Source organism: Bradyrhizobium septentrionale, assembly GCF_011516645.4.
In the GTDB taxonomy this organism is placed as follows: domain Bacteria; phylum Pseudomonadota; class Alphaproteobacteria; order Rhizobiales; family Xanthobacteraceae; genus Bradyrhizobium; species Bradyrhizobium septentrionale.
Window position 1 is genome coordinate 1,329,505 of sequence record NZ_CP088285.1, and the last position, 21,122, is coordinate 1,350,626.

Here is a 21,122-nt window from a genome sequence, read left to right on the forward strand (position 1 = left end):
CTGCTCTCCCCCGATCTCAGAACAACACGCGCCGCAGATCGGCGAGCACATTGGCGAAGTAGACGTTGAAACGTGCGGCGGCCGCGCCGTCGATGACGCGATGATCCCAGGACAACGAGAGCGGCAGAGTGAGGCGCGAGGTCCAGGTCTTGCCGTCGGCCGAATGCTGCTTCCAGTATCCCTTGCACACGCCCATGATCGCGACTTCCGGAGCGTTGATGATCGGCGTGAAGTAGATGCCGCCGATGCCGCCGAGCGACGAGATCGAGAAGGTGCCGCCCTGCATCTGGTCCGGCTTGATCTTGCCCTCGCGCGCCAGCTTGGCGAGCGCGTTCATCTCGTTCGCGATCTCCGGCACCGATTTCTTGTCGGCATCGCGGATCACCGGCACCATCAGGCCGTTCGGCGTGTCCGCGGCAAATCCGATGTGCCAGTAGTTCTTGTAGACCAGCGTGTCGCCGTCGAGACTGGCATTGAACTCCGGGAATTTCTGCAGTGTCGCGACCGCCGCCTTCACCATGAACGGCAGCAGCGAGAGCTTGACGCCGCTCTTCTCCAGCTCCTTGTTCATCTTCACCCGGAATTGCTCGAGATCGGTGATATCGGCCTCGTCATGGGTCGTGACGTGCGGAATGACGACCCAGTTGCGGTGCAGGTTAGCTGCAGAAATCTTCTTGATGCGGCCGAGCTCCTTGCGCTCGACCGGTCCGAATTTCGCGAAATCGACCTTGGGCCAGGGCAGCAGATCGATGCCGCCGACGCCGCCCCCGCTCGCCGCCGCAGCCTGCGGCTTGGCGGCTGGCGCTCCGCCCTTGGCAAAGGTCTCGACATCCTCGCGCAGGATGCGGCCGTGATTGCCCGAGCCCTTGACCTTGCCGAGATCGACACCCATTTCGCGCGCCAGCTTGCGCACGGCCGGACCGGCATAGGCGAGCGCAAACGCCTTCTCGTCGACCCCGCCGGCCTGCGCCACGGCAGCGGCGGCGGGTGCCGACGTTGCCGGTGCCGGCGCAGGCGCGACAGAGCTCGCCGCGGCCGATGCATCGCTGGTCGCAAGCACGAGAATGATCGCGCCTTCGCTGACCTTGTCACCGGTCTTCACCTTGATCTCGCGCACGGTGCCCGAGAGCGGCGCCGGCACTTCCATCGTCGCCTTGTCCGACTCGAGCGCGATCAGCGGATCCTCGGCTTTGACGCTGTCGCCGGGCTTGACGAAGATCTCGATGACTGGAACGTCCTTGAAGTCGCCGATGTCGGGGACACGCACCTCGGCGATACCCGCCGGGGCGCTGACGGGCGAAGGCGGCGCGCTGACGACGGGGCGCGTTTCGGCCTGCTCGGCGCCCGCGCCCTCGAACTGCACGATCACCACGCCTTCGCTCACCTTGTCGCCAACCTTGACGACCACCGACTTCACCACGCCATCGCGCGGCGACGGCACCTCCATGGTCGCCTTGTCGGACTCCAGCGCGACCAGCGGATCCTCGGCCTTCACCTTGTCGCCCGGCTTGACGAAAACCTCGATGACCGGGACGTCCTTGAAGTCACCAATATCGGGAACCTTGATGTCGATCAGACCACTCATCGCTCTGCCCTCGGCTCCCCTGCCTCACACGGTCCATGGCGCCGCGCGCCCGGCGTCGATCTGATATTTGGCGATGGCCTCGGCCACGATTGCGGGCTTGATGGTTCCCTCATCGGCGAGCGCCTTGAGTGCCGCGACGGCGACATAGTGGCGGTCGACCTCGAAGAATTTCCGGAGCTTGACGCGATAGTCGCTGCGGCCGAACCCGTCGGTGCCAAGCACGACGTAGCGGCGGCCGGCGGCCTGCACATATTCCCGGATCTGGTCGGGGTAGTTGCGCATATAGTCGGTCGACGCCACGACCGGCCCCGAATGCCCCTCGAGCTGCGCTTCCACCCAGCTCTTGCGGCGCGGCTCGGTCGGATGCAACAGGTTCCAGCGCTCTGCCGCCATGCCGTCACGACGCAGTTCGTTGAAGCTGGTTGCGCTCCAGACGTCCGCGGTCACGCCGAAGTCCGCCTTGAGCAGATCGGCCGCCGCGATCACCTCGCGCAGGATCGTGCCCGAGCCGACCAGCTGGACGCGGAGTCCCTTCTTCGCGGTCTCGCCGCCGTTCTTCAGGAGGTAGAGGCCTTTGAGAATTCCCTCCTCGGCGCCCGTGCCTGCGTCAGCCAGCGCCGGGTGCTGATAATTCTCGTTCATCAGGGTGATGTAGTAGTAGACGTCCTCCTGCGCCTCATACATGCGGCGCATGCCTTCGCGGACGATGGTCACGACCTCATAGGCGAAGGTCGGATCGTAAGAGACGCAGTTCGGGATCGTCGCCGCGAGCACGTGGCTGTGGCCGTCTTCATGCTGTAAGCCTTCGCCGTTCAGCGTTGTGCGGCCGGCCGTGCCGCCCAGCAGGAAGCCGCGCGCCCGCATGTCGCCTGCGAGCCAGGCGAGGTCACCCACCCGCTGCAAGCCGAACATCGAGTAGTAGATGTAGAACGGGATCATCGGCACGTTGTTGGTCGAGTAGGACGTCGCCGCGACGATCCAGCTCGACATCGCGCCACCTTCGTTGATGCCCTCCTGGAAGACCTGCCCGCTCTTGTCCTCGCGGTAGTACATCAGCTGATCGGCATCCTGCGGCCTGTAGAGCTGGCCCACCGACGAATAGATGCCGAGTTGCCGGAACATACCCTCCATGCCGAAGGTGCGGGATTCGTCCGGCACGATCGGCACGATGTGCTTGCCGATCGCCTTGTCGCGCACGAGGGCGCCGAGCAACTGCACGAACGCCATCGTGGTCGAGATCTCGCGGTCTCCGGTGTTTTCGAGCAGCCGCTGGAACGTCGAGAGCGGCGGAATTTGCAAGGACGCTGATTTCCGCCGGCGTTGCGGCAGGTAGCCGCCGAGCTTTTCGCGCTGCGCCCGGAAATACTTCATTTCCGGGCTGTCTTCCGGCAGTCGAAGGAAAGGCACCTTGGCCAGGTCCGCGTCGGCGACCGGTACCTGGAAGCGGTCACGGAAGCCGCGCAGCGCGTCCTGCGTCATCTTCTTCGCCTGGTGGGCGATCATCTGGCCTTCGCCGGACTCGCCCATGCCGTAGCCTTTGACGGTTTTCGGCAGAATGACCGTGGGCTGACCCTTGTGGTTCACGGCCGCGGTGTAAGCGGCAAAGACCTTCTCGGGATCATGGCCGCCGCGCGCGAGCTGCCAGATATCGTCGTCGCTCATATCGGCGACGAGCTGCTTGGTTTCCTCGTACTTGCCGAAGAAGTGCTCGCGGATATAGGCGCCGCTCTTACTCTTGAAGTCCTGGTATTCGCCGTCGACGCATTCTTCCATGAGCCTGAGCAGCAGCCCGCTCTTGTCCTTTTGCAGCAGACGGTCCCACCCCGAGCCCCACAGCACCTTGATGACGTTCCAGCCCGCACCGCGGAAGATGCTTTCGAGCTCCTGCACGATCTTGCCGTTGCCGCGAACGGGTCCATCGAGCCGCTGCAGGTTGCAGTTGATGACGAAGATCAGATTGTCGAGGTTCTCGCGGCCGGCGAGCGAGATCGCGCCGAGCGATTCCGGCTCGTCGGTTTCGCCGTCGCCCATGAACGCCCAGACCTTGCGGTTGGACGTCTCGGCCAGCTTGCGGTTCTCGAGATATTTCAGGAAGCGCGCCTGATAGATCGCCATCAAGGGCCCGAGCCCCATCGACACCGTCGGGAACTGCCAGAAGTCCGGCATCAACCAGGGATGCGGATAGCTCGACAGCCCCTTGCCGCTGGTCTCCTGCCTGAAGCTGAGCAGTTGCTCCTCGCTCAACCGCCCTTCAAGGAAAGCGCGCGCATAGATGCCGGGCGAGCAGTGCCCCTGGACAAATATCAGGTCGCCGCCATGGGCATCGGTCGGCGCGTGCCAGAAATGGCCAAAGCCGATGTCATAGAGTGTGGCGGCCGACTGGAAGCTCGCGATATGGCCGCCGAGCTCCGAGCTTTCCTTGTTGGCGCGCAGAATGATCGCAAGGGCGTTCCAGCGGATGATGGAGCGAAGCTTGTGCTCGATCGCGCGATCGCCCGGCAGCGCCGGCTGCTGGTCCAGCGGGATCGTGTTGCAATAGGGCGTTGTCAGCGACTGCTCGATCTGAAGGCCGCCGCGGCGCGCCGCCTCGAGCATCGCATTGACCACGAACTCGGCGCGTTCATTGCCGCGATGCCCCTGGACTGCCGACAAGGCGTCAAGCCAATCCCGGGTTTCCTGCGGGTCCTGATCGTGAGCGTCCGCGATCGTCATTGCCTTCTCCATTGCATGCCAAGCCCAAGTCACGCGCCCGCGTTCATTGCGACCCGCGTTCGTGCGGAAGCGCGCAATGCAAAACCGTCGATGTCCCGGTCGCTTTAGGTGATGACCTGAGTGTTGGCTGGCATCTGAACGTCCCCTCGCACTGAATATTCTGGAGCTGTCGCTCCTTTTGGCAGGTACCGAAGCAGCATTCGTGCCAGACCGCGCGATGCGCAATCGATCGCCGGGATGTCGCTCAGTTTGCTTGGTTTTGCCGTTCATGCCAGCGCACCCGCCACCGCGTCGGGATCGGATCCGTCTGAAGGTCCGGAAAACCGGGCGGAGCGGTCATCCGAAATTTCGGATCATTCTGGGCGACGCGCCCGAAGACCTGGGGCGATGCCATCTCCCCTGCGCACGCGGAGCGAGAGCGTCCCCGCACAGGCCGCACGCGGTCACCAACCGACAGCAGCGCGGAACGACAAATTCAAGTTGACGAGCTTCGCCTCGATGCCTGAATGTCCGCGATCAAGCGCGCATCAGCGTTCTCATCACGCGATGGCATGCGCAATTCGGAACGTGTCGCACGGTTTGAGCGGGGTCGCTGGCATGGTCGGCTCTCGCACATCACGAGGTTGGGGCGCATGACAGTGATACTCGATCTCCTCAACAACGATCCGCGGACCAAGCTGCGGGCCGACAGGCCGCGCCATCCCGAAAAGGCCAACCGCCCCGACACACCGCTGCAGAGCAAGCCGGCATGGATCCGCGTGAAGGCGCCCGGCTCGGCCGAATGGGCCGAGACGCGGCGCATCGTGCGCGAGAACAAGCTCGTGACCGTCTGCGAGGAAGCTGGCTGTCCCAACATCGGCGAATGCTGGACGAAGAAGCACGCGACCTTCATGATCATGGGCGACACCTGCACGCGTGCCTGCGCCTTCTGCAATGTGCGCACCGGCCTGCCCGGTCCGCTCGACGCCGATGAGCCCAGCAAGGTCGCCGAAGCAGTAGCCAAGTTGGGACTGGAGCACGTGGTCGTCACCTCGGTCGATCGCGACGATCTGGCCGACGGGGGCGCCGCCCATTTCGCTGCGACCATTGCCGCTATTCGCGCGACCAGTCCCGGCACGTCGATCGAAATCCTCACCCCGGATTTTCTGCGCAAGAGTGGCGCGCTCGAAAGCGTTGTTGCGGCAAGCCCTGACGTGTTCAACCACAATCTGGAGACGGTGCCGTCGAAGTATCTGACGGTGCGCCCGGGCGCGCGCTATTTCCATTCGGTCCGGCTGCTGCAGCGCGTGAAGGAACTCGACGCACGGATCTTCACCAAATCGGGGATCATGCTCGGCCTCGGCGAAGACCGGAGCGAGGTGCTGCAATTGATGGACGATCTGCGCTCCGCCGAGGTCGATTTCCTGACCATCGGCCAGTATCTCCAACCGACGCGCAAGCACCACCCGGTCGTCAGCTTCGTGCCGCCTGACGAATTCGAAGCCTATGAGAAGACCGCGTATGCCAAGGGCTTCCTGATGGTCTCGGCCACGCCGCTGACGCGCTCATCGCACCACGCAGGCGACGACTTCCGCAAATTGCGTGAGCGCAGACATCGCTAGCCGCTGGCTGCGATGGGCCAGCACGCCGTATTTGATGGAAGGAGTCCCGCCAACTGGCCGGCGGCGAGGTCGCAGCGCGCCTTTGCGCACATTTTTGGCAGCGGGGGAGCGCTACCGCCCTTTGCCCGATGCTGCGCCGCACTACAGCGGGCTCTGGCCCGGACTTTCGAACACGTCGAGCCGCGGCCCGGCGGAACCTCGATCGCCACCTTTGCTAGAACCATTCAAAACGTATAGGCTGATCTGGTCAACGGGCTTGGGAGAAAAGCCTGGGACGTTGGGGACGTGGGACGCTGAAGGGTTGTTTGATCGGAAGGCGCGATCGTCTTCACTGCGGGTGCGACGGGTAGGGAATTCGATTCAGGCGCCGTCACGGCGGCCTGGAAGGGTCTTACCGTCGAACTTTGCGTGAGCGAACCGGCAGTTGCGGCAGGCACCCCCCGCATTCAGGTGAATGATCGCAGGGCCCGTCATGAGCGGGTCCGGCATCTTTCACGTCGGAGGAGCCGGGATGGACCAACGAGAAGTGCTGGCGGCGTGGGAGAAGTTCGTCGAGCGCGGAGCGTTGTCATCCGACCTGAGATCATCGGTAGCAGCGTCGTGGCAGCGATCCAGGAACCATCACGTCACCGTCGACCGTGCGCGAGCGCCACTCGTGGCAGACGCCGAGCTGTTTCGCCATCGCTCCAAGTACGCGTCGCTCCGTCATGCCGCCCGCTGCGCGCTCGAGAATTCAAGAACATTCTTGCGCGATGCAAACTCAATCATGATCCTCACTGATCCGAGTGGGCTGATCATCGATACGCAGGGTGACGACAGGGTCATTGACGCCGGCCGCGCAGTCCATCTCGAACACGGAGGTCGCTGGAGCGAGGCCGACATCGGCACCAACGCGATTGGCGCCGCGATAGCGGAATCGAAACCCGTCCAAATTCACGGTACAGAGCATTTCTGCTCGAAGGTGCAGCGGTGGACCTGCGCTGCCGTCCCGGTTCATGACCCGACCGACGGCGAACTGCTTGGCGTGGTCGATATCTCGGGTCCTGCAAGCACCTTCAATCCGCAGAGCCTGGCTTTGGCCGTCGCGGTCGGCCATCACGTGGAAAGCGTCCTCGCCCAATCGGTCCGACAGGAACATGAGGAGTTGCTTTGCCGCTTTCTCGCCAAGAGATCGCAATGGGCGAACGATGAATGCATCGTGCTCGATCGCCGCGGCATGATCCTGCACGCCACCGAGCGTGCCCTGAACGCGCTCCAGCATGATCGCCACGGCATTCACAACGACGCGCCAACCCGCTTTTTGAAGACGGTTCCGTTCGATAAGTGGCCGAGCAGGTTGAAGGAGTTGCTTCCCAACGCGAGCTTCAACTTCGTCGAGAACGAGCGCTCCGGCATCGGCGCCATCGTGGTGCTGCATGCGCGACGACGCCAGTTGATCACGCATCGCGACGTCCAGAAATCGAGATCCGAATCTGAAGGCCGCGAGACCGCGAGCTCATCATCCGCCCGAAAGGATTCAAAGCCGGAACCACTGTCTCTTCAGAGCCCGGCTGCCGGCTTCGTTGCGCGCGACCCCGCGGTCCGGGCCATCGTCCGTCAAGTCGAGACCGCGGCAGTACGCAAGATGCCCATCCTGATCCGCGGCGAGACCGGAACCGGCAAGGAACAGCTTGCCCGCCACGCCCATATGGCGAGTGGGCGAACCGGCGCGTTCATCCCCGTGAATTGCGCCGCCCTGCCGGAAAGCCTGATCGAGAGCGAGCTGTTTGGCTATGCCGAGGGAGCATTCACCGGGGCGCGGCGCGGCGGCGCGATTGGACTGGTCAGGGAGGCCGACGGCGGCACGCTGTTCCTTGACGAAATCGGCGACATGCCCGTCGCGCTGCAGGCGGTGCTTCTGCGCCTGCTCGACGACTGGACCGTGCGCCCCGTCGGCGGCGTCAGATCGAAGGTCGATGTCTTTCTGATCTCCGCCACCAACGCCAGGTTGGACAAGGCCATCGCCGAAGGCCGGTTCCGATCCGACCTGCTCTATCGTCTCAATACGCTCGAGGTCACTCTGCCGCGACTCCGGGATCGTAACGACTTTGATGCCATCGTTCGCCATCTGCTCAATACGATCGACCCGACTTGCGAGATCACGCCGACCGACATTGCGCATCTCGCCGCACGTCCCTGGCCTGGCAACGTCCGCGAGCTCCGCAACGTTCTGGCGCGATTCAGCCTTGCCGCTGTGGACGGATCAATCAACGAAGCAAGCGCGGAAAACATCGTTCACCCCGCCGGAACTGAGTCCGGATCACTCCACGACATCCATCGCGCGCGAATCCTGGTGGTCTATGCCGAGACCGCCGGAAACGTCAGCGAAACCGCGCGCCGTCTCGGCGTCTCAAGAAACACCATCTATCGCGCTCTCGGGCAGAAGAAGCCCGAGTGATGCCATAGTGCCTCGAACCGCCGGATGCCGCGAGTATCGCAGCATGCCCGGCTATGGACGGAGCGCCGGTCGCTTCGAACCGATGATCCGTTCCGTTCAAAGCAGCTCAGCACCGCCACCTCGGGCCGGGCCAGCGGTCGGATCGTAATCATCCGGCTTCTTGGCGATCAAGGTCTGCGTCGTCAGGATCAGTCCGGCCACCGATGCCGCATTGCGAACGGCGCTGTAGCAAACCTTGACCGGGTCGATGATGCCAGCTTCGACAAGATCGACCGCCGAGCCATTGCGCACGTCGAGCCCGTGGCCATTCGTGGCCTTGGCAATTTTCGCAACCTCCGCCTCTCCGTTCAGGCCGGCATTGGCGGCAATGTAGAACAGCGGCCGACTGAGCGCGCGTTGCAGCAACTCGGCGCCCTGCCTGGCGCCTCCGTCCAGACGATCGATCAATTCGTCGAGCCTTGCAGCGATCCTGAGCAAGGCCACTCCGCCACCCGGCACAATGCCTTCCTCGAGCGCGGCGCGGGTCGCGTTGATGGCATCCTCGATCAACTGGGTCCGGCGTTTTTGCTCGACCGGCGTCGCGCCGCCGGCGAGAATCATCGCAGTGCCGCCGGACAGTTTTGCGATGCGCTCCTGGAACTTGTCCCGCTCGATATTTTCGGGAGCGGCATCGTATTGGCGCAACACCTGTTCGCGTCGCGCCGCGATGGTCTTCTGATCGCCACCTCCCGCCGTGATCAGGGTCTTCGAGGCGGAAATGCGCACCTGGCGCGCGGACCCAAGATCGTGCAGCTCCGCCTTCTCGAGCCTTCCGCCCAGATCGGCCGAGATGACGCGCCCTCCGGTCGTGATCGCAATATCCTCGAGCATCGCCTTGCGCCAATGGCCGAACTCCGGCGGATGAATCGCGGCGACCTTGAAATTGGATTTCTCCCGACGCGCCAGCAATTGCATGATGACCGACGGCGCCACTTCCTCGGCGATGATCAGCAAAGGTCGCCCGCTCTTCTCGATGAGCGAGATCACACCGGCGAGTTGCTCCCCGGCCTGGATCTTGAGATCGGTCATGACGATGAACGGATTGTCGAGAACCACCTGCATTTTCTCGACGTCGGTGACCATGTGGTGTGAAAGATAGCCGCGATCGAAGGCCATGCCTTCAACGATTTCCAGCGTCGTCTCGACCGTGTTGCCGAACTCCACCGCGACGATTCCGTGATTGCCGGCGCGCTCGAAGGCTTCGCCCACCATGTCGCCAAGCGCTGTGTCGTTGGCGGCAATGCTCGCGACAGCCCGCAGGCCGGCAGGCCCCTGCAGCGGTCTCGCCGACCGTCGCAACGCCGTGATGGTCTCGGTAACCGCCAGTTCCAGCCCTTCAACCAGCTCGACCGGATTGGCGCCGGCCGCCAGACATTTCAGGCCTTCCTGCACAAGAACATCGGCGAGCACGGTGGCCGTGGTGGTGCCGTCCCCCGCCACCTCATTGGTTCGCGCTGAAACCTCGCGCAACACCTGAGCGCCCATATTCTCAAACGGGCATTCAAGTTCGATTTCGCTGGCAATGCTGACGCCATCGCGCGACACGATCGGCGTGCCGATCGGTCGGTCCATGATCGCGTTCATGCCCTTCGGACCCAGCGTCCCGCGTACCGCCTTGGCGAGCTTGGCGACGCCCCGGCCCAGCGCGGCCCGCGCAGCTTCATCGTGCAACATGATCTTCGGCATTCTAAATCCCCGACTTTGCCTTGAGGTCGTCTGGTCTGGACTGGTTCTCGATGCTGCGCACCGGCATTACGGCCCTGCTACGTACCGGGCGATGCCGGCATCGTCCTCGATTTCGGTACGAACGGTGTCTCGAGGTCGAACCGCACGGCAAGCAGGCCACGGCACAGCGCGCCGTTGAATTCGGCATTGATACCGACGCGCCGTAGATTCGATACGTATCCGGCAAGGCTGTCGGCGCTTAGCCGTGCTCCGTTCGCATCGACAAAGGCAGGCCCATCGCCGCTTGCCGGGCCTACGACGGCACGCCGCTCAAGATAGCGCTGAATCAGCCTCTCACCTGCATCGTCGAGCGGCAGGCAACCCAGCTCCCTCAACGTCAGGTCCACGATCTCCGTCGGCGACTGCCCCAGCGCAACGAGGTGGCTGAGCAGTGCAACCTGCCGGCGCTGGAACGCCTTGACGAGGAATGTCTGACGCAGATCATCGAGGCTGCCATCGGCCTCGGCGCCAAACGTTTCCTGGAACGAGCGTCCCTGGGCGAGGCCCGCATTGATCTTGTCGGCATACATGTGCTCACCCAAGACCACGCTGACGCCCTTGACCCAGTCCAACGCGCCGACGGCCCGGCGCATGTCGTCTGCCATCAGGAATGAGAAATTTGCCGCGCACCAATAGGTCGGCAAGCGAAACTCGATGTGGACGTGGTCCTTCGAATCGACATCGGCCTTGGTCACGAAATTCAACTCGGTGACGGACTCGTCGAGTTCCGGATCCATCACGCCCTGCAAGCAGGCCCATATCTGGGACTGCTTGTCATCCGACGAGCGGCTTCTCGGCCGCTCCCTCCCCTCAACGCCACGCTTCATGACCTCACCTCGGCGCGTGAACGGCTTCGGGCAAGTGGGCATAGCCGCCGCCGGCCCGGATCTTCTTCTTCTGCGCCTCGACATCGATGCCGTAGATGCGGGCGGCGTTAAGGCCGAGAATTTTGGTCTTGGCCTCCATCGACAATACCGAACCGGTCTCCTTGGTGACGTCGGCCGGGATCTCGAATGCCATGAACTTGTCGATCAGCCATTTCGGCGTCCAGATGCCGTAATCGCTGCCGTAAAGGATCTTGTCCGGTCCAACCCAGAACAACAGTTCGGAAATCACATGGGCGAAATAACCCGGCCGCGAATGGATGAAGGGCAGCGCCACCGCGAGACCCGCATAAACGTTGGTCTCCTGCGTCGCGATCCAGCAGAAATCGTCAAGCCGCGGCAAGCCGCAATGCTCGACGATGAAATTCAGATCCTGGAACGAGGTCGCGACATCATCAATATCGGCCACATCGAACGCATCGCGGTTGAGCGGGATGATCGTCGGCCCTTTGTGGACGTGGATGTTCTTGATGCCAAGCTTTTGCGCGGCCTCGAGATACTGGTAGGACGCCTTGTCGGTCAGCTTGTAGCCCTTCGATTCGCCGCGCCATTCCGCGGTGTAGAGCTTGACGCCCTTGAGTTTGTGCTTCTCGGACAGCGCATGAAGATCCTCCAGGCCCTTGGTGCCGTCACGCGGATCGAACGCGCCATTCAGGATGAAGCGATCCGGATGGCTCTTCTTCATCGCCGCATTTCGTTCGGTGGTGTTGAAACCACTTTTGTAGAAATCGGTGAGATAGGTCGGTTGCAGGATCGCCATGTCGTCATAGCCGGTGACGAACAGGTCGTCGAACATCGTCGTGGCGTCGTATTTCTCGAACTTCTCCTTCTCCCATTTCTCCGAGGGCGGGCTCAGGTTCGAGTGGTAGGCGTAGAAGCAGTCGATGAACTGCTTGCCGTGGATGTTCTTCTGGTTTGCCGGACTTCCATCCCAGAAATGCGTATGCCCATCGATGACAAATATCTCTTCACCCTTGGCTGTCCTGTACATGGCGTTTCTCCCGATCCCGCTGGATGGCGTATTGTTATGAGGCGCGCGATTGATGTCGTCGAATGAGCCCGGCCGGCGTCGCGCCGGCCAGGGTTTGTCCGCAGCCGGCCGTCAGACGATGTATTTCATCATCTCGTTCATGTCGCCGAACAGCATGACGGTGTTGTCATCCGTCATCACCATGCGGCCGTAATGCGTCGAGGTCGAGATCTCGAAGAGATGCGGGGTCATGACCCGGCCGAGCTCTTCCGAAATCTCGTCCATCTTGAATTCCATCTTGCCGTCGCCATCGATGCGGATCATCGCCGGCATGTACGTCACCTTGATGTGGTCGTGACGGCTCATGACCTCGGCAATGGCGCGCGCCTCGACACTATCGTTCATCGTGACCCCGCATTGATGCGACACCGTGTCCTCGAACGTGATGTCCTTCATCGATTTGAAGATGTTGTCATTCTCGTGCAGCATGTCGATCTCCTGAAGAATTGAGTGAAGATGTGAAGCAGTGTTGGTTACGACGCGAGATTTGCCGGAACCGTCAGGCCGAGCTCGCCAGCGATGCCCCTGATGCGATTCTTTGCTTGCGCCAGCGCGTCGGCGAAAGCCGCGACCTTGACACGCGGCTGCGACCAGATCGGCTGCAGATGATTGGCCGCATCGAGCGCGAGATCGGCATGCTTGGCCAGCCATTTGTTGAACAACGCAAGGTTCTGCGCCGCGTAGGTCGGATCGGTGCCGAGGATGTGGAACAGCTCGACGGTGTTGGCGAGATTGCGCTCATAGTCGGCTTCCGCGGCGGAGACGACAGCCGGAGTGATGAAGTCGTTCTGCGCAGATGCCGCCTGCATCAGGAAGCCTGAACGGAAGAGTTCTCCGATAAGCGGCTCGAACACCACATTGGTCGCGAAATATTGCTCCAGATAGTCGTTCGAACCCATCACCGACTCAACCGACTTGCGCACGCCTTGCCAGATCGGATCTTCCAGCCAGTGCTTCTTGCCGGCGGCGATGTCGAAGCCTGGAAGGTCGAGGCCGATTTCGCTCAGATAGAGAGTGATGTCCTGCGCGAAGCGAAGCTTGTAGGACGAGTTGGTCAGGATCGCATTGTTGACCATCTGCGTGTAGCCGTAGCGTTGCGCCTGCATCGTGGAGGTGCCGAGACCGAACTCGGCATGCTTGTAGGCGCCGAGATGGTTCTGCAAAATCTTCACCCAGGCGGGATCGAAGCGGGTCGGCGCTCCCGATTTCCGGCCATTCTCGATGGTGTTCTGCACCATGCCGCAGATCGTCGACTGGCGCTGATAGTGCGTGCGCTCCCATTCCTGGTCGACGGCGCGGAACTTGTGCCAGTTCGAACTTTTCGCAGCGGTCCAATCCTTGGAATAGGTCGGCGTTCCGTCCGGGAAGGAGATGATCCAGTCCTGCAGCAGATAGCGCTCCGGATCCGGTTGGACGTCGACCGTCATGTCCTCGTAGTGGGTCGCCTTGCGGCCCTTGGGTTCAAAGTAGTTGTACTTGCGGCTGTCGGAGCCCGGGAACACTGCGGCCCCCGCCGCCCCGGATTTGACGATTGCTGCCGGTTTGGTCGCTGCTGCTCTGCTTGCTTGCGCGCTCATTGCTCACTCCCTTTTGCCATTCTGTTCTGCGACGAACTTTTGAACGCCGTCATCGCACCGCCGGCGTAAACTTGTCGAAGTAGATGTGGTCAGGCTCGACCCCGCTCATTTGCAGGACGGGCAACACGGCGTCGATCATCGGAGTCGGCCCGCACGCGTACGCGTCGATGGCGCCGCTGAATCGCTCCTCGCGCAGATGGCGCTGCACGACCTCGTGGATCAACCCGGTCTCGCCGTCCCAGCCGTCATCCGCCTCCGCGTGCGACAGCGCCGGCACGAATTTGAAGTCGTCGAGCCGCACCGCGATAGCTGCGAGCTCCTCGAGGTAGAACAGGTCGGCGCGCGTGCGGGCTCCGTAGAAAAACCGCACCGGCCTCTGCTCCCCGCTCCCGATGTGATCGGCCAGGATCGACCACAGCGGCGACATCCCCGAGCCGCCGCCGATCAGCAGCATCGGACCCGGGCGCTCTTCACGCCGGAAGCAGGTACCGTACGGCCCCTTGGCGGTCACGGCGTCATCGACGCCCAATTTCCCGTCGAGCTGGGACGAAAACGCCCCGTTCGGATATTTCTTGATGATGAAGCGGAGACGGGTGCTCTCGCTGGGCGGGTTCGCCATCGAAAAGGCGCGGGTGATGGTGCCGTCCTGAAGCGTCAGATCTACATACTGACCGGCCCAGAACTTCATCGGCCGCTCGATCTCGATCTCCAGCAATCTGATGTCCGACGTCAGCGCGTGGATCGCAGCTACGCGCCCGGCAAATGCCTTCACCGCGATCGAACGGCTCAGCAGGTCTTCGTCATAGTTGAGCAGTTCGACACTGATATCGCTGTAGACGTGCGTACGGCACAACAGCACATGTCCGGTCTCGCTCTCGTAGTCCGGTAAGGCGAAGGTCGAGTACTTCAGCAGTTCGATGTCGCCGTCGACGAGTTTCGATTTGCAGCTGCCGCACTGGCCTTCCTTGCAGCCGTGCATCAGCGAGATGCCCTGACGAAACGCAGCGTCAAGGACGGTCTCGCCCTCCTCCACTTCCATCTCGATACCCACTGGCTCGAAACGAACCTTGTGAACCCGCACGTCCGTCATCATCTGGGCCTTGTCATGGCAGTTGAACAGAACGATCGACAAAACGCTTGCCGACCCCGGCAAGAGGGGCCGCAAGGAGCGGCCCCTCCCGTCGTCATTTAGTTGCAGGGATTGATCTTGAAGCCCTTGCGATATTCAGCCGTCGCGACCTCGCGTTCGGCGGGCGAAAGTGCCCTGAAGCCACGCAGCGGACTGCCAAGCGTGTGTCCGCGCACGTGATCGAGCGTCCACATGTCCTTGGCGTCGAAGCGCAGATGCGGTTGCGCGATCATGGTCTTGCCGTCAGGCCGGACAAAACCGAGATCCTTGATCGCATCGGCGACATCCCAGCCGTGATAGCAATCTTCCCATTCGCGGCGACCGCTGAAGCGGCCCATGGCCGGCGTCGCCCGCCCCTCGTATTCGGCGGCGAACGCCACCTTGTGGGTCCAACGGCAGCCTTCCGAGCAATAGGTGTAGATCTTGCCGTCGACCTCGTCACAGACGAAGTCTTCACGGATCAGGCACGGAACCATGCAGCTCCAGCACCGATGCGGGTAGGAGTAGCCCACTTCGCTGTTGAAGAGGATGTTGGTTTCGCCGGGTACGCTGAGCTTTGCGTGCCACTTCCAGAAGTCGCCGAATTCGGCGTACCAGCCCGGATATTTGTGCTCGAACCACTCGAAGTCCCGCTCGGTCTGGGCCTCGATGCGCCAGAAGTTCACCGACCAGCCGACCGTGAAGAACTGCGCGGTCTTGTGGACATAGTTCTTCTTGACGATCCGATCCCAGGCGGCGGCGACGTCATCGTGATGGATCTTGATGCCGTACTTCTCGAGCGGCAACATGTAGGTCCGGTAATAGTCTTCGTAGATCCAGCGGTGCCATAGCTCGGCGTAGGACTCCTTGTTCTTGTCGCGGTTGGTCGTGCCGTACTCGATGAACGTCCCGATCGCGGCATCGACAATCGCGTGATTCTGCCAGAAGGCGTATTTCAGGTCGCGCTCCAGCAACTGGTGGTTCGACGGATCGTTGATCATCGCCATCAGCATCGAGTGACCGTTACCGATGTGGCGGGATTCGTCCGACTGAACCGACAGGAATACCGTCGGCAGCGCGTAGTCGCCGTTGCGGGCGGCTTCTGACGGCATCGCCACGAACAGCGTATTGGTGAAGGCGGTTTCCGCAACGACGGTCAGATAGACGTTGGCCGCGGTGATTGCGTCACCGGTCAGGAAGCCCTCGGCGAACTGGCGGCCGATCGTGGTCGCATAGCACTTGCCGAACGCGGCTTCCGTGATATCGAACCCTGCCGGGTCGATGTAGTTCTCCATGTACCACTTCTTGAGGTTCATCTGGATCGTCGAGTGACGGAACTCATCGACCATCTGCATGGTGAAGCCGGTGCGCAATTCCTCGCCGGGGGCCAGCCGCCCGACCATCGCCATCGAACGCGCCGCCGAGATCTCCGGGAACGGGATGATCGCCAGGAACAGCTTCATCCACTCGACCCATCGCGGCTCGACATTGCGGAACATGTCGCCGCGCAACGCCGCGTCCAGCGCACCATAGACGCGGTTGTCCTTTTCTTCTTGCATCGGGAAATACGATCGCAGGACCTGCTTCATCGGGTCGCGCGGCGTCTTCGATATCTTGTAGTCGGTCGGGAAGGTCATCGCCTCCTGCACGTAGCTCGGCGTCCAGCCAAGGTCCGCGACACGGTTGGCCGCCTCAGCGATGCTGATGCCTTTCTGCGCGGTTATCTTGTTCAGTGTCAGACTTGCAGTCATTTCCAGCTCCTTTGAACGTTGCGTTGCTTCCGGCATTCTCGCTTTTGATCCCAGGTCAAAACCCCTGGTTCGCACTGTTGAAATTCTCGGCCGCAAAACTCACTTTGAGTCCGTTAAATGGATTGATCGATCTGCTGATTTCGTCGTTCCCACCAACCCAGCTTCCCGGCGCTGGCGGTCTCGTCACCCTCCGCTGGCTCGCTTGATGAGAGGCTTTCCTTCGGCGACGAATTTCGCCGAGAGAACCAGTGCGCCGGTGGCGAAATCCTTGCCGTGCGCGGCGATCATGGCCTCCGTGATCTCGGCCAGCTGAATGAAGAAAGCGTCTTTCGACCTGGCTTCCTCGCTCATGTCCGGTTGCGGAGACGGCATGTGTGGCTGTTCCTTTGATGCAATCATGGTTGCGTTGTTCCTGCTCATCATGCGTGCCCCGAACGTTGGTGGTCGCCGGACGAAGGACTGTTGTCGATCTCACGCAGCGACGTGTTGAGCCATTCACGTTCGGCCACCAGGCGTCGGTGCTCCTCCCGGAGCATCTCCAGGCGCGCGATCACCCGCTCCAGTTCGGCAAGCGCGTCGCTTCCGGGCTCGGCGCGCGCCGCGCCACGCACGGCGCAGGCGAGTTCGATTTCGGCTCCGCCGCGCGCATGCTCATTCTTGATTTGCATCTCGTTGTTATCGACCATCTCGTCGACCAGCCTGTCCCGAGCGATCATCCGATCGCGGGCGCGCTGCAGTTCAGCAGCTTCCTCGACGGTGATCGGCGGCTGGCGTCGGCTGTCCTTTGTCACTCGCGCAACTCTCGTTCGATGATCTGGTCCGAAGCTTCGCATGTCGCGGTACATGCCCTACGGGATCAGGACCGCACGGCCATGAATGCGTCCATGATGCAGATCATGGAGCGCGTCATTGGCCTCGCTCAGCCTGTATTCCCTGGTGTGGAGTTCGACGAGGCCGCGGTCCGCGAGCGCCATCAACTCGACCAGCTCGGCATATGTTCCGACCAGGTTGCCGACGATGGTCTTTTCCGACGTGATCATGTCGATGGTCGGGATATCGATCTTCCCGCCATACCCGACAATGTAGTAGTAGCCGGCGTTCGCCGTCATCGACAGGCCCTTGGCGATAGCGTCACCTTCGCCGACAAAATCGATCACGGCCTCCGCGCCGCGCCCGCCGGTCAGCGCCAGCACGGCCTCGACTTCATTGCCGTCTGCCTTCACGACATGATGCGCACCGCACTTCTTGGCGAGTTCGAGGGACTGTTCGGCGCGATCGACCACGATGATTTCTGCCGCGCAGAGCGCTGCGAGAACCTGGATGCCGATATGGCCCAGCCCACCGGCGCCGATCACCGCGACATATTCGCCGGGCAGCAGATGGCGGGATGCCTTCTTCGCGGCGCGATAAGCCGTCAGCCCGGCATCGGTGTAGGGAGCAACATCCTTCGGTGCGAGCGACTTCGGCAGCTTGATCAGAGAGCGCTGCCCCGTCAGCAGATACTGCGCATAGCCGCCATTGGCATTGATGCCGGGAAATGAGCTGTCCAGCGCATGCATATCGTCGCCACGCCGGCATGCGAGACAATGCCCGCTGGTCACCAGCGGATGGCAAATCACGCTGTCGCCAACCTTGACCCCTTCGACACCCGGGCCGATCGCTTCGACCCAGCCGGCGTTCTCGTGGCCCATGATGTATGGAAGCTTGACGTCGACCTTGCTGCGCCAGATGCCTTCAACGATGTGCAGATCGGTGCGGCAGACACCGGCACCGCCGATGCGCACGATCACGTCCATCGGGCGCGAGATCTTCGGGTCAGTCACGTCCTGGAATTTGACGAACTCCTTCGCCGTCAGCTTCTCGTCGAACTCATGAAGCACCGCCGCTTTCATTGAACAGCCTCCCCGGCAAAATTTTTTACTCTGTCGATCTGACGCGATCGCCATCCCGCTAGATAGTTCAGCAAGGGCTGTGCCAAGCGCACAACGGCCTGATCTTTCTATTGTTCTTGCCGTCGCGGGAGTGCTCGCGCCGATCCGCCTCGGAGCAGACTTTGCGCGCGACTGTTCCGAGACGGAACAGTTTGGCGGCTGCAACAGCGCGTGAGCAGAAATTTGGATTTTCAGTTGTTTGATCTATGATCACGACAACCGCGCCACGCGCGAGAACGACCCGAACCGGGCTACGACCAAGAGGAATTCGCCAAGCAGCGACTCCGGGAGGAGCTAGGATGCTGACCGCCAGCCGACGCATGGACAATGCTTGGATGACGCTCGATCACCGCGGCGCGCCGCCGGCAGAGCTTCTGTCAGCCGATATCTACGACAGCTGGATGCGCTGCATTTCGCTTGGTCTCGATACATTGCGCCCTCCATCGCCCGAGTTCGTGAGCACCGCAGTTCTGCGCCAGGAGCAGCAGCGCTGTTCACTGATTCGCGGCCTCGCGCTCGCGGAGATGCACACGCTGCATCAGCAGATTGCCGGCTCCAATTTCATGATCGCCTTTGCGAATGCCGACGGCCTGCTGCTCGACATCATCTCGGACTCGAGCTTCAGTGATGCCTCGAACGCCGCGAGCATTCGGCCCGGCACCATCTGGACCGAAGCCATTTGCGGCACCAACGGCCTCGGCACCGCCGCGTATCTCAAGCGGGCCATCGTCGTTCACGGGGGCGAGCACTTCTTCTCGCGCTACAACAATCTTACTTGCATCGCGGCGCCGATCTTCGCGCCCGATGGCGAACTGGCCGGAATACTGGACGCGTCATCGGATTGCATGTCGCGGCAGGCGCATACCCAGGCACTCGTCGCGATGGCCGCAACCCAGATCGAGAATGGTCTGTTCCGCGAGCATCACCGCGGAAACATCCTGATCGCTTTCCATAACCGCGGCGAGTATCTGCATACGTTGAGCGCGGGCCTGCTGGCCGTCGATAACGAGGGCAGGATCCTTGCAGCCAACAGGGCCGCAAGCGTCCTGCTGCATGGCCTGCCAGCCTCGCCGGGTCGTCGCTTCGCCGACGTCTTTCGTACGAAATTCAGCGCCTTTGTCGATGAAGGCCGGCGCAAGGAACGCCAGCGCCTCGAGGACGAGGTCGGTAGCCAGTTCGTCGCAACAATCGAGAACGCACGCCAGTTCTCGATGATGCAAGCGATCTCGCGGCCACGCCCGCCGACGCCCAAGGACGTCGCCACCCAGTTCGTCTCCGCCGATCCGGCGATCGCATCCGTTGTCCAACGGGTGGGAGTCGCTGCGGTCCGCAAGATGCCGATCCTGATCCGTGGCGAAACCGGCACCGGCAAGGAGCAACTCGCGCGCCATGCTCATGCCGCCAGTGGACGGGCCGGCGCTTTCGTCCCGGTGAATTGCGCAGCGCTCCCCGACAGCCTGATCGAGGCGGAGTTGTTCGGCTATGCTGAGGGGGCTTTCACGGGAGCGAAAAAGGGCGGCGCTGCGGGACTGTTCAAGGAAGCGGACGGCGGAACGCTTTTCCTCGACGAGATCGGCGACATGCCAGTGACGCTGCAGGCCGTACTGCTGCGTTTTCTGGACGATTGGACTGTCCGGCCGGTCGGCGGCACCAAACGTCAGGTCGACGTCCTCCTGGTGTCTGCCACCAATGCCAATCTCGACGACTCGATTGCGAAGGGCCGATTCCGATCGGATTTGCTGTTTCGCCTCAACACGCTGGAGGTGACGTTGCCGCCTTTGCGCGAGCGTTCCGATTTCGCCGAGATCGCGCGCCATTTGATCCACAAGATCGATCCCTTGATGGATTTGACCGAAGGGGCGATCGATCATTTGGCCGAACTCGATTGGGGTGGAAACATCCGCGAACTGCGCAACGTGCTTTCCCGATTGTCGCTGGCCGAGCCGGGAGATCTGATCGACGAGACATCGGTCGAGTCCGTACTTGCACATTCAGGCGGTGAGCGCCTGGCTGGGAAGGCGGCGGGTGGTGGGCTCAAGGCCAATCTGCATGAGATTCAGCGCTCGCATGTGCTGACCGCGTACGCCGAAACCGGCAACAACATCAGCAAGACGGCGCGCCGCCTTGGCGTGTCGCGCAATACGATCTATCGCGCCCTGCGCGGCAACAAGGACTAGCACAATCGCGGCGAAGGCGCCGCGACGACTCGATCCGGCTGTAACTGGAGGCGCTGAAGTCCAGCCCCTCGCCGGGTTCAATTGGGAGTGTCGCCATGTTCGAACCGGAAAACAGTCTCGAAGCCCTGATGCAGGCTGCCGCAAGGGACGCCAGCATCGTTCCCGCATTCTATCGCGCCTTGCTCGAGACGGAGATTTACATTCTGACGCCGGAAGCGCCGATGAAGCCTGGACGCCGTCGCTCGCTCAAATTTCAGGAAGAGATCAACGTCGCAACGGTCGACTTCCAGAACATGAGATGGCACCCCACCTTCACCTCAAAGAAGCGCATCTACGACTATATAAAGCAGCCTGAGGTGTGCCTTGGCGCCGCTGCGCGCAATCTGTTCGAAATGTTGCCCGACTCTAATTTCTGGCTCAATCCGTTGTCCGAATGTCAGAAGCCGCTGCCCGCCACCGAAATCGCTCTCCTCATGAGTGGCAAGATCTTCGGCATGGCGGTGAAGTCTGCGCGATAGGCGCGGCGCCCGTGCGACATTGCGCCCATCCGGTTTGCTTCAACAGC

The 21,122-nt window shown here is 62.0% G+C and carries 15 protein-coding genes and 2 pseudogenes; 5 read left to right on the forward strand and 12 right to left on the reverse strand.

What is annotated here, in order from left to right; translation table 11 throughout:
• Nucleotides 1–16: 16 nt before the first annotated feature.
• Both HAP48_RS08205 and aceE read right to left on the reverse strand, forming a co-directional pair.
• Nucleotides 17–1,585 (reverse strand): dihydrolipoyllysine-residue acetyltransferase, encoded by a 1,569-nt coding sequence (locus HAP48_RS08205; RefSeq protein ID WP_166214184.1) that lies wholly within the window; start codon nt 1,583–1,585, stop codon nt 17–19.
• Between the two features lie 24 nt (nt 1,586–1,609).
• Complete coding sequence (gene aceE, locus HAP48_RS08210; RefSeq protein ID WP_210292807.1) at nt 1,610–4,297, reverse strand: pyruvate dehydrogenase (acetyl-transferring), homodimeric type; 2,688 nt, start codon at nt 4,295–4,297, stop codon at nt 1,610–1,612.
• Between the two features lie 632 nt (nt 4,298–4,929).
• Here aceE and lipA point away from each other — a divergent pair.
• From lipA to HAP48_RS50720, 3 genes and pseudogenes are all read left to right on the forward strand, one after another.
• Nucleotides 4,930–5,898: a lipoyl synthase gene (gene lipA / locus HAP48_RS08215; protein WP_166214182.1), complete on the forward strand. Its 969-nt coding sequence runs from the start codon at nt 4,930–4,932 to the stop codon at nt 5,896–5,898.
• A 766-nt stretch (nt 5,899–6,664) separates the two neighbouring features.
• Nucleotides 6,665–6,946 (forward strand): annotated as a pseudogene (locus HAP48_RS50715) (GAF domain-containing protein); the annotation flags it as partial.
• Nucleotides 6,947–7,453: 507 nt separating this feature from the next.
• A pseudogene (locus tag HAP48_RS50720) lies at nt 7,454–8,335 on the forward strand (sigma 54-interacting transcriptional regulator); the annotation flags it as partial.
• Nucleotides 8,336–8,431: 96 nt separating this feature from the next.
• Here the strand turns inward: HAP48_RS50720 and groEL are convergent.
• From groEL to HAP48_RS08275, 10 genes are all read right to left on the reverse strand, one after another.
• Nucleotides 8,432–10,060, reverse strand: a complete 1,629-nt coding sequence (gene groEL / locus HAP48_RS08230) for a molecular chaperone GroEL (RefSeq protein ID WP_166214180.1) — start codon at nt 10,058–10,060, stop codon at nt 8,432–8,434.
• 77 nt (nt 10,061–10,137) lie between these two features.
• A complete protein-coding gene (locus tag HAP48_RS08235; RefSeq protein ID WP_338028984.1) occupies nt 10,138–11,010 on the reverse strand; it encodes an iron-sulfur cluster assembly protein in 873 nt (290 codons plus the stop codon).
• Nucleotides 10,931–11,974 (reverse strand): amidohydrolase family protein, encoded by a 1,044-nt coding sequence (locus HAP48_RS08240; RefSeq protein ID WP_166214178.1) that lies wholly within the window; start codon nt 11,972–11,974, stop codon nt 10,931–10,933. The genes HAP48_RS08235 and HAP48_RS08240 overlap by 80 nt, the downstream gene beginning before the upstream one ends.
• A gap of 111 nt (nt 11,975–12,085) precedes the next feature.
• A complete protein-coding gene (locus HAP48_RS08245; protein ID WP_029085595.1) occupies nt 12,086–12,442 on the reverse strand; it encodes an MmoB/DmpM family protein in 357 nt (118 codons plus the stop codon).
• A gap of 44 nt (nt 12,443–12,486) precedes the next feature.
• The gene (locus HAP48_RS08250; protein ID WP_166214177.1) at nt 12,487–13,590 is read right to left on the reverse strand and encodes an aromatic/alkene monooxygenase hydroxylase subunit beta; all 1,104 of its coding nucleotides are present in this window, start codon (nt 13,588–13,590) and stop codon (nt 12,487–12,489) included.
• A 49-nt stretch (nt 13,591–13,639) separates the two neighbouring features.
• Nucleotides 13,640–14,683, reverse strand: a complete 1,044-nt coding sequence (locus HAP48_RS08255) for a 2Fe-2S iron-sulfur cluster-binding protein (protein WP_420869857.1) — start codon at nt 14,681–14,683, stop codon at nt 13,640–13,642.
• A gap of 95 nt (nt 14,684–14,778) precedes the next feature.
• A complete protein-coding gene (locus HAP48_RS08260) occupies nt 14,779–16,449 on the reverse strand; it encodes an aromatic/alkene/methane monooxygenase hydroxylase/oxygenase subunit alpha (protein ID WP_166214176.1) in 1,671 nt (556 codons plus the stop codon).
• A gap of 183 nt (nt 16,450–16,632) precedes the next feature.
• Nucleotides 16,633–16,800, reverse strand: a complete 168-nt coding sequence (locus tag HAP48_RS08265) for a hypothetical protein (RefSeq protein WP_166214175.1) — start codon at nt 16,798–16,800, stop codon at nt 16,633–16,635.
• Between the two features lie 68 nt (nt 16,801–16,868).
• Nucleotides 16,869–17,240, reverse strand: a complete 372-nt coding sequence (locus tag HAP48_RS08270; RefSeq protein WP_166214174.1) for a hypothetical protein — start codon at nt 17,238–17,240, stop codon at nt 16,869–16,871.
• Between the two features lie 57 nt (nt 17,241–17,297).
• Nucleotides 17,298–18,341 (reverse strand): NAD(P)-dependent alcohol dehydrogenase, encoded by a 1,044-nt coding sequence (locus HAP48_RS08275; protein WP_166214173.1) that lies wholly within the window; start codon nt 18,339–18,341, stop codon nt 17,298–17,300.
• Nucleotides 18,342–18,679: 338 nt separating this feature from the next.
• Between HAP48_RS08275 and HAP48_RS08280 the strand changes: the two genes are divergently transcribed.
• Both HAP48_RS08280 and HAP48_RS08285 read left to right on the forward strand, forming a co-directional pair.
• Nucleotides 18,680–20,557, forward strand: coding sequence for a sigma-54-dependent Fis family transcriptional regulator (locus HAP48_RS08280; RefSeq protein ID WP_166214172.1), 1,878 nt, complete (start codon nt 18,680–18,682; stop codon nt 20,555–20,557).
• A gap of 95 nt (nt 20,558–20,652) precedes the next feature.
• Nucleotides 20,653–21,075 carry an SseB family protein gene (locus HAP48_RS08285; RefSeq protein WP_166214171.1) on the forward strand — a complete coding sequence of 141 codons (423 nt, stop codon included), beginning with the start codon at nt 20,653–20,655 and terminating at the stop codon, nt 21,073–21,075.
• Nucleotides 21,076–21,122: the final 47 nt, after the last annotated feature.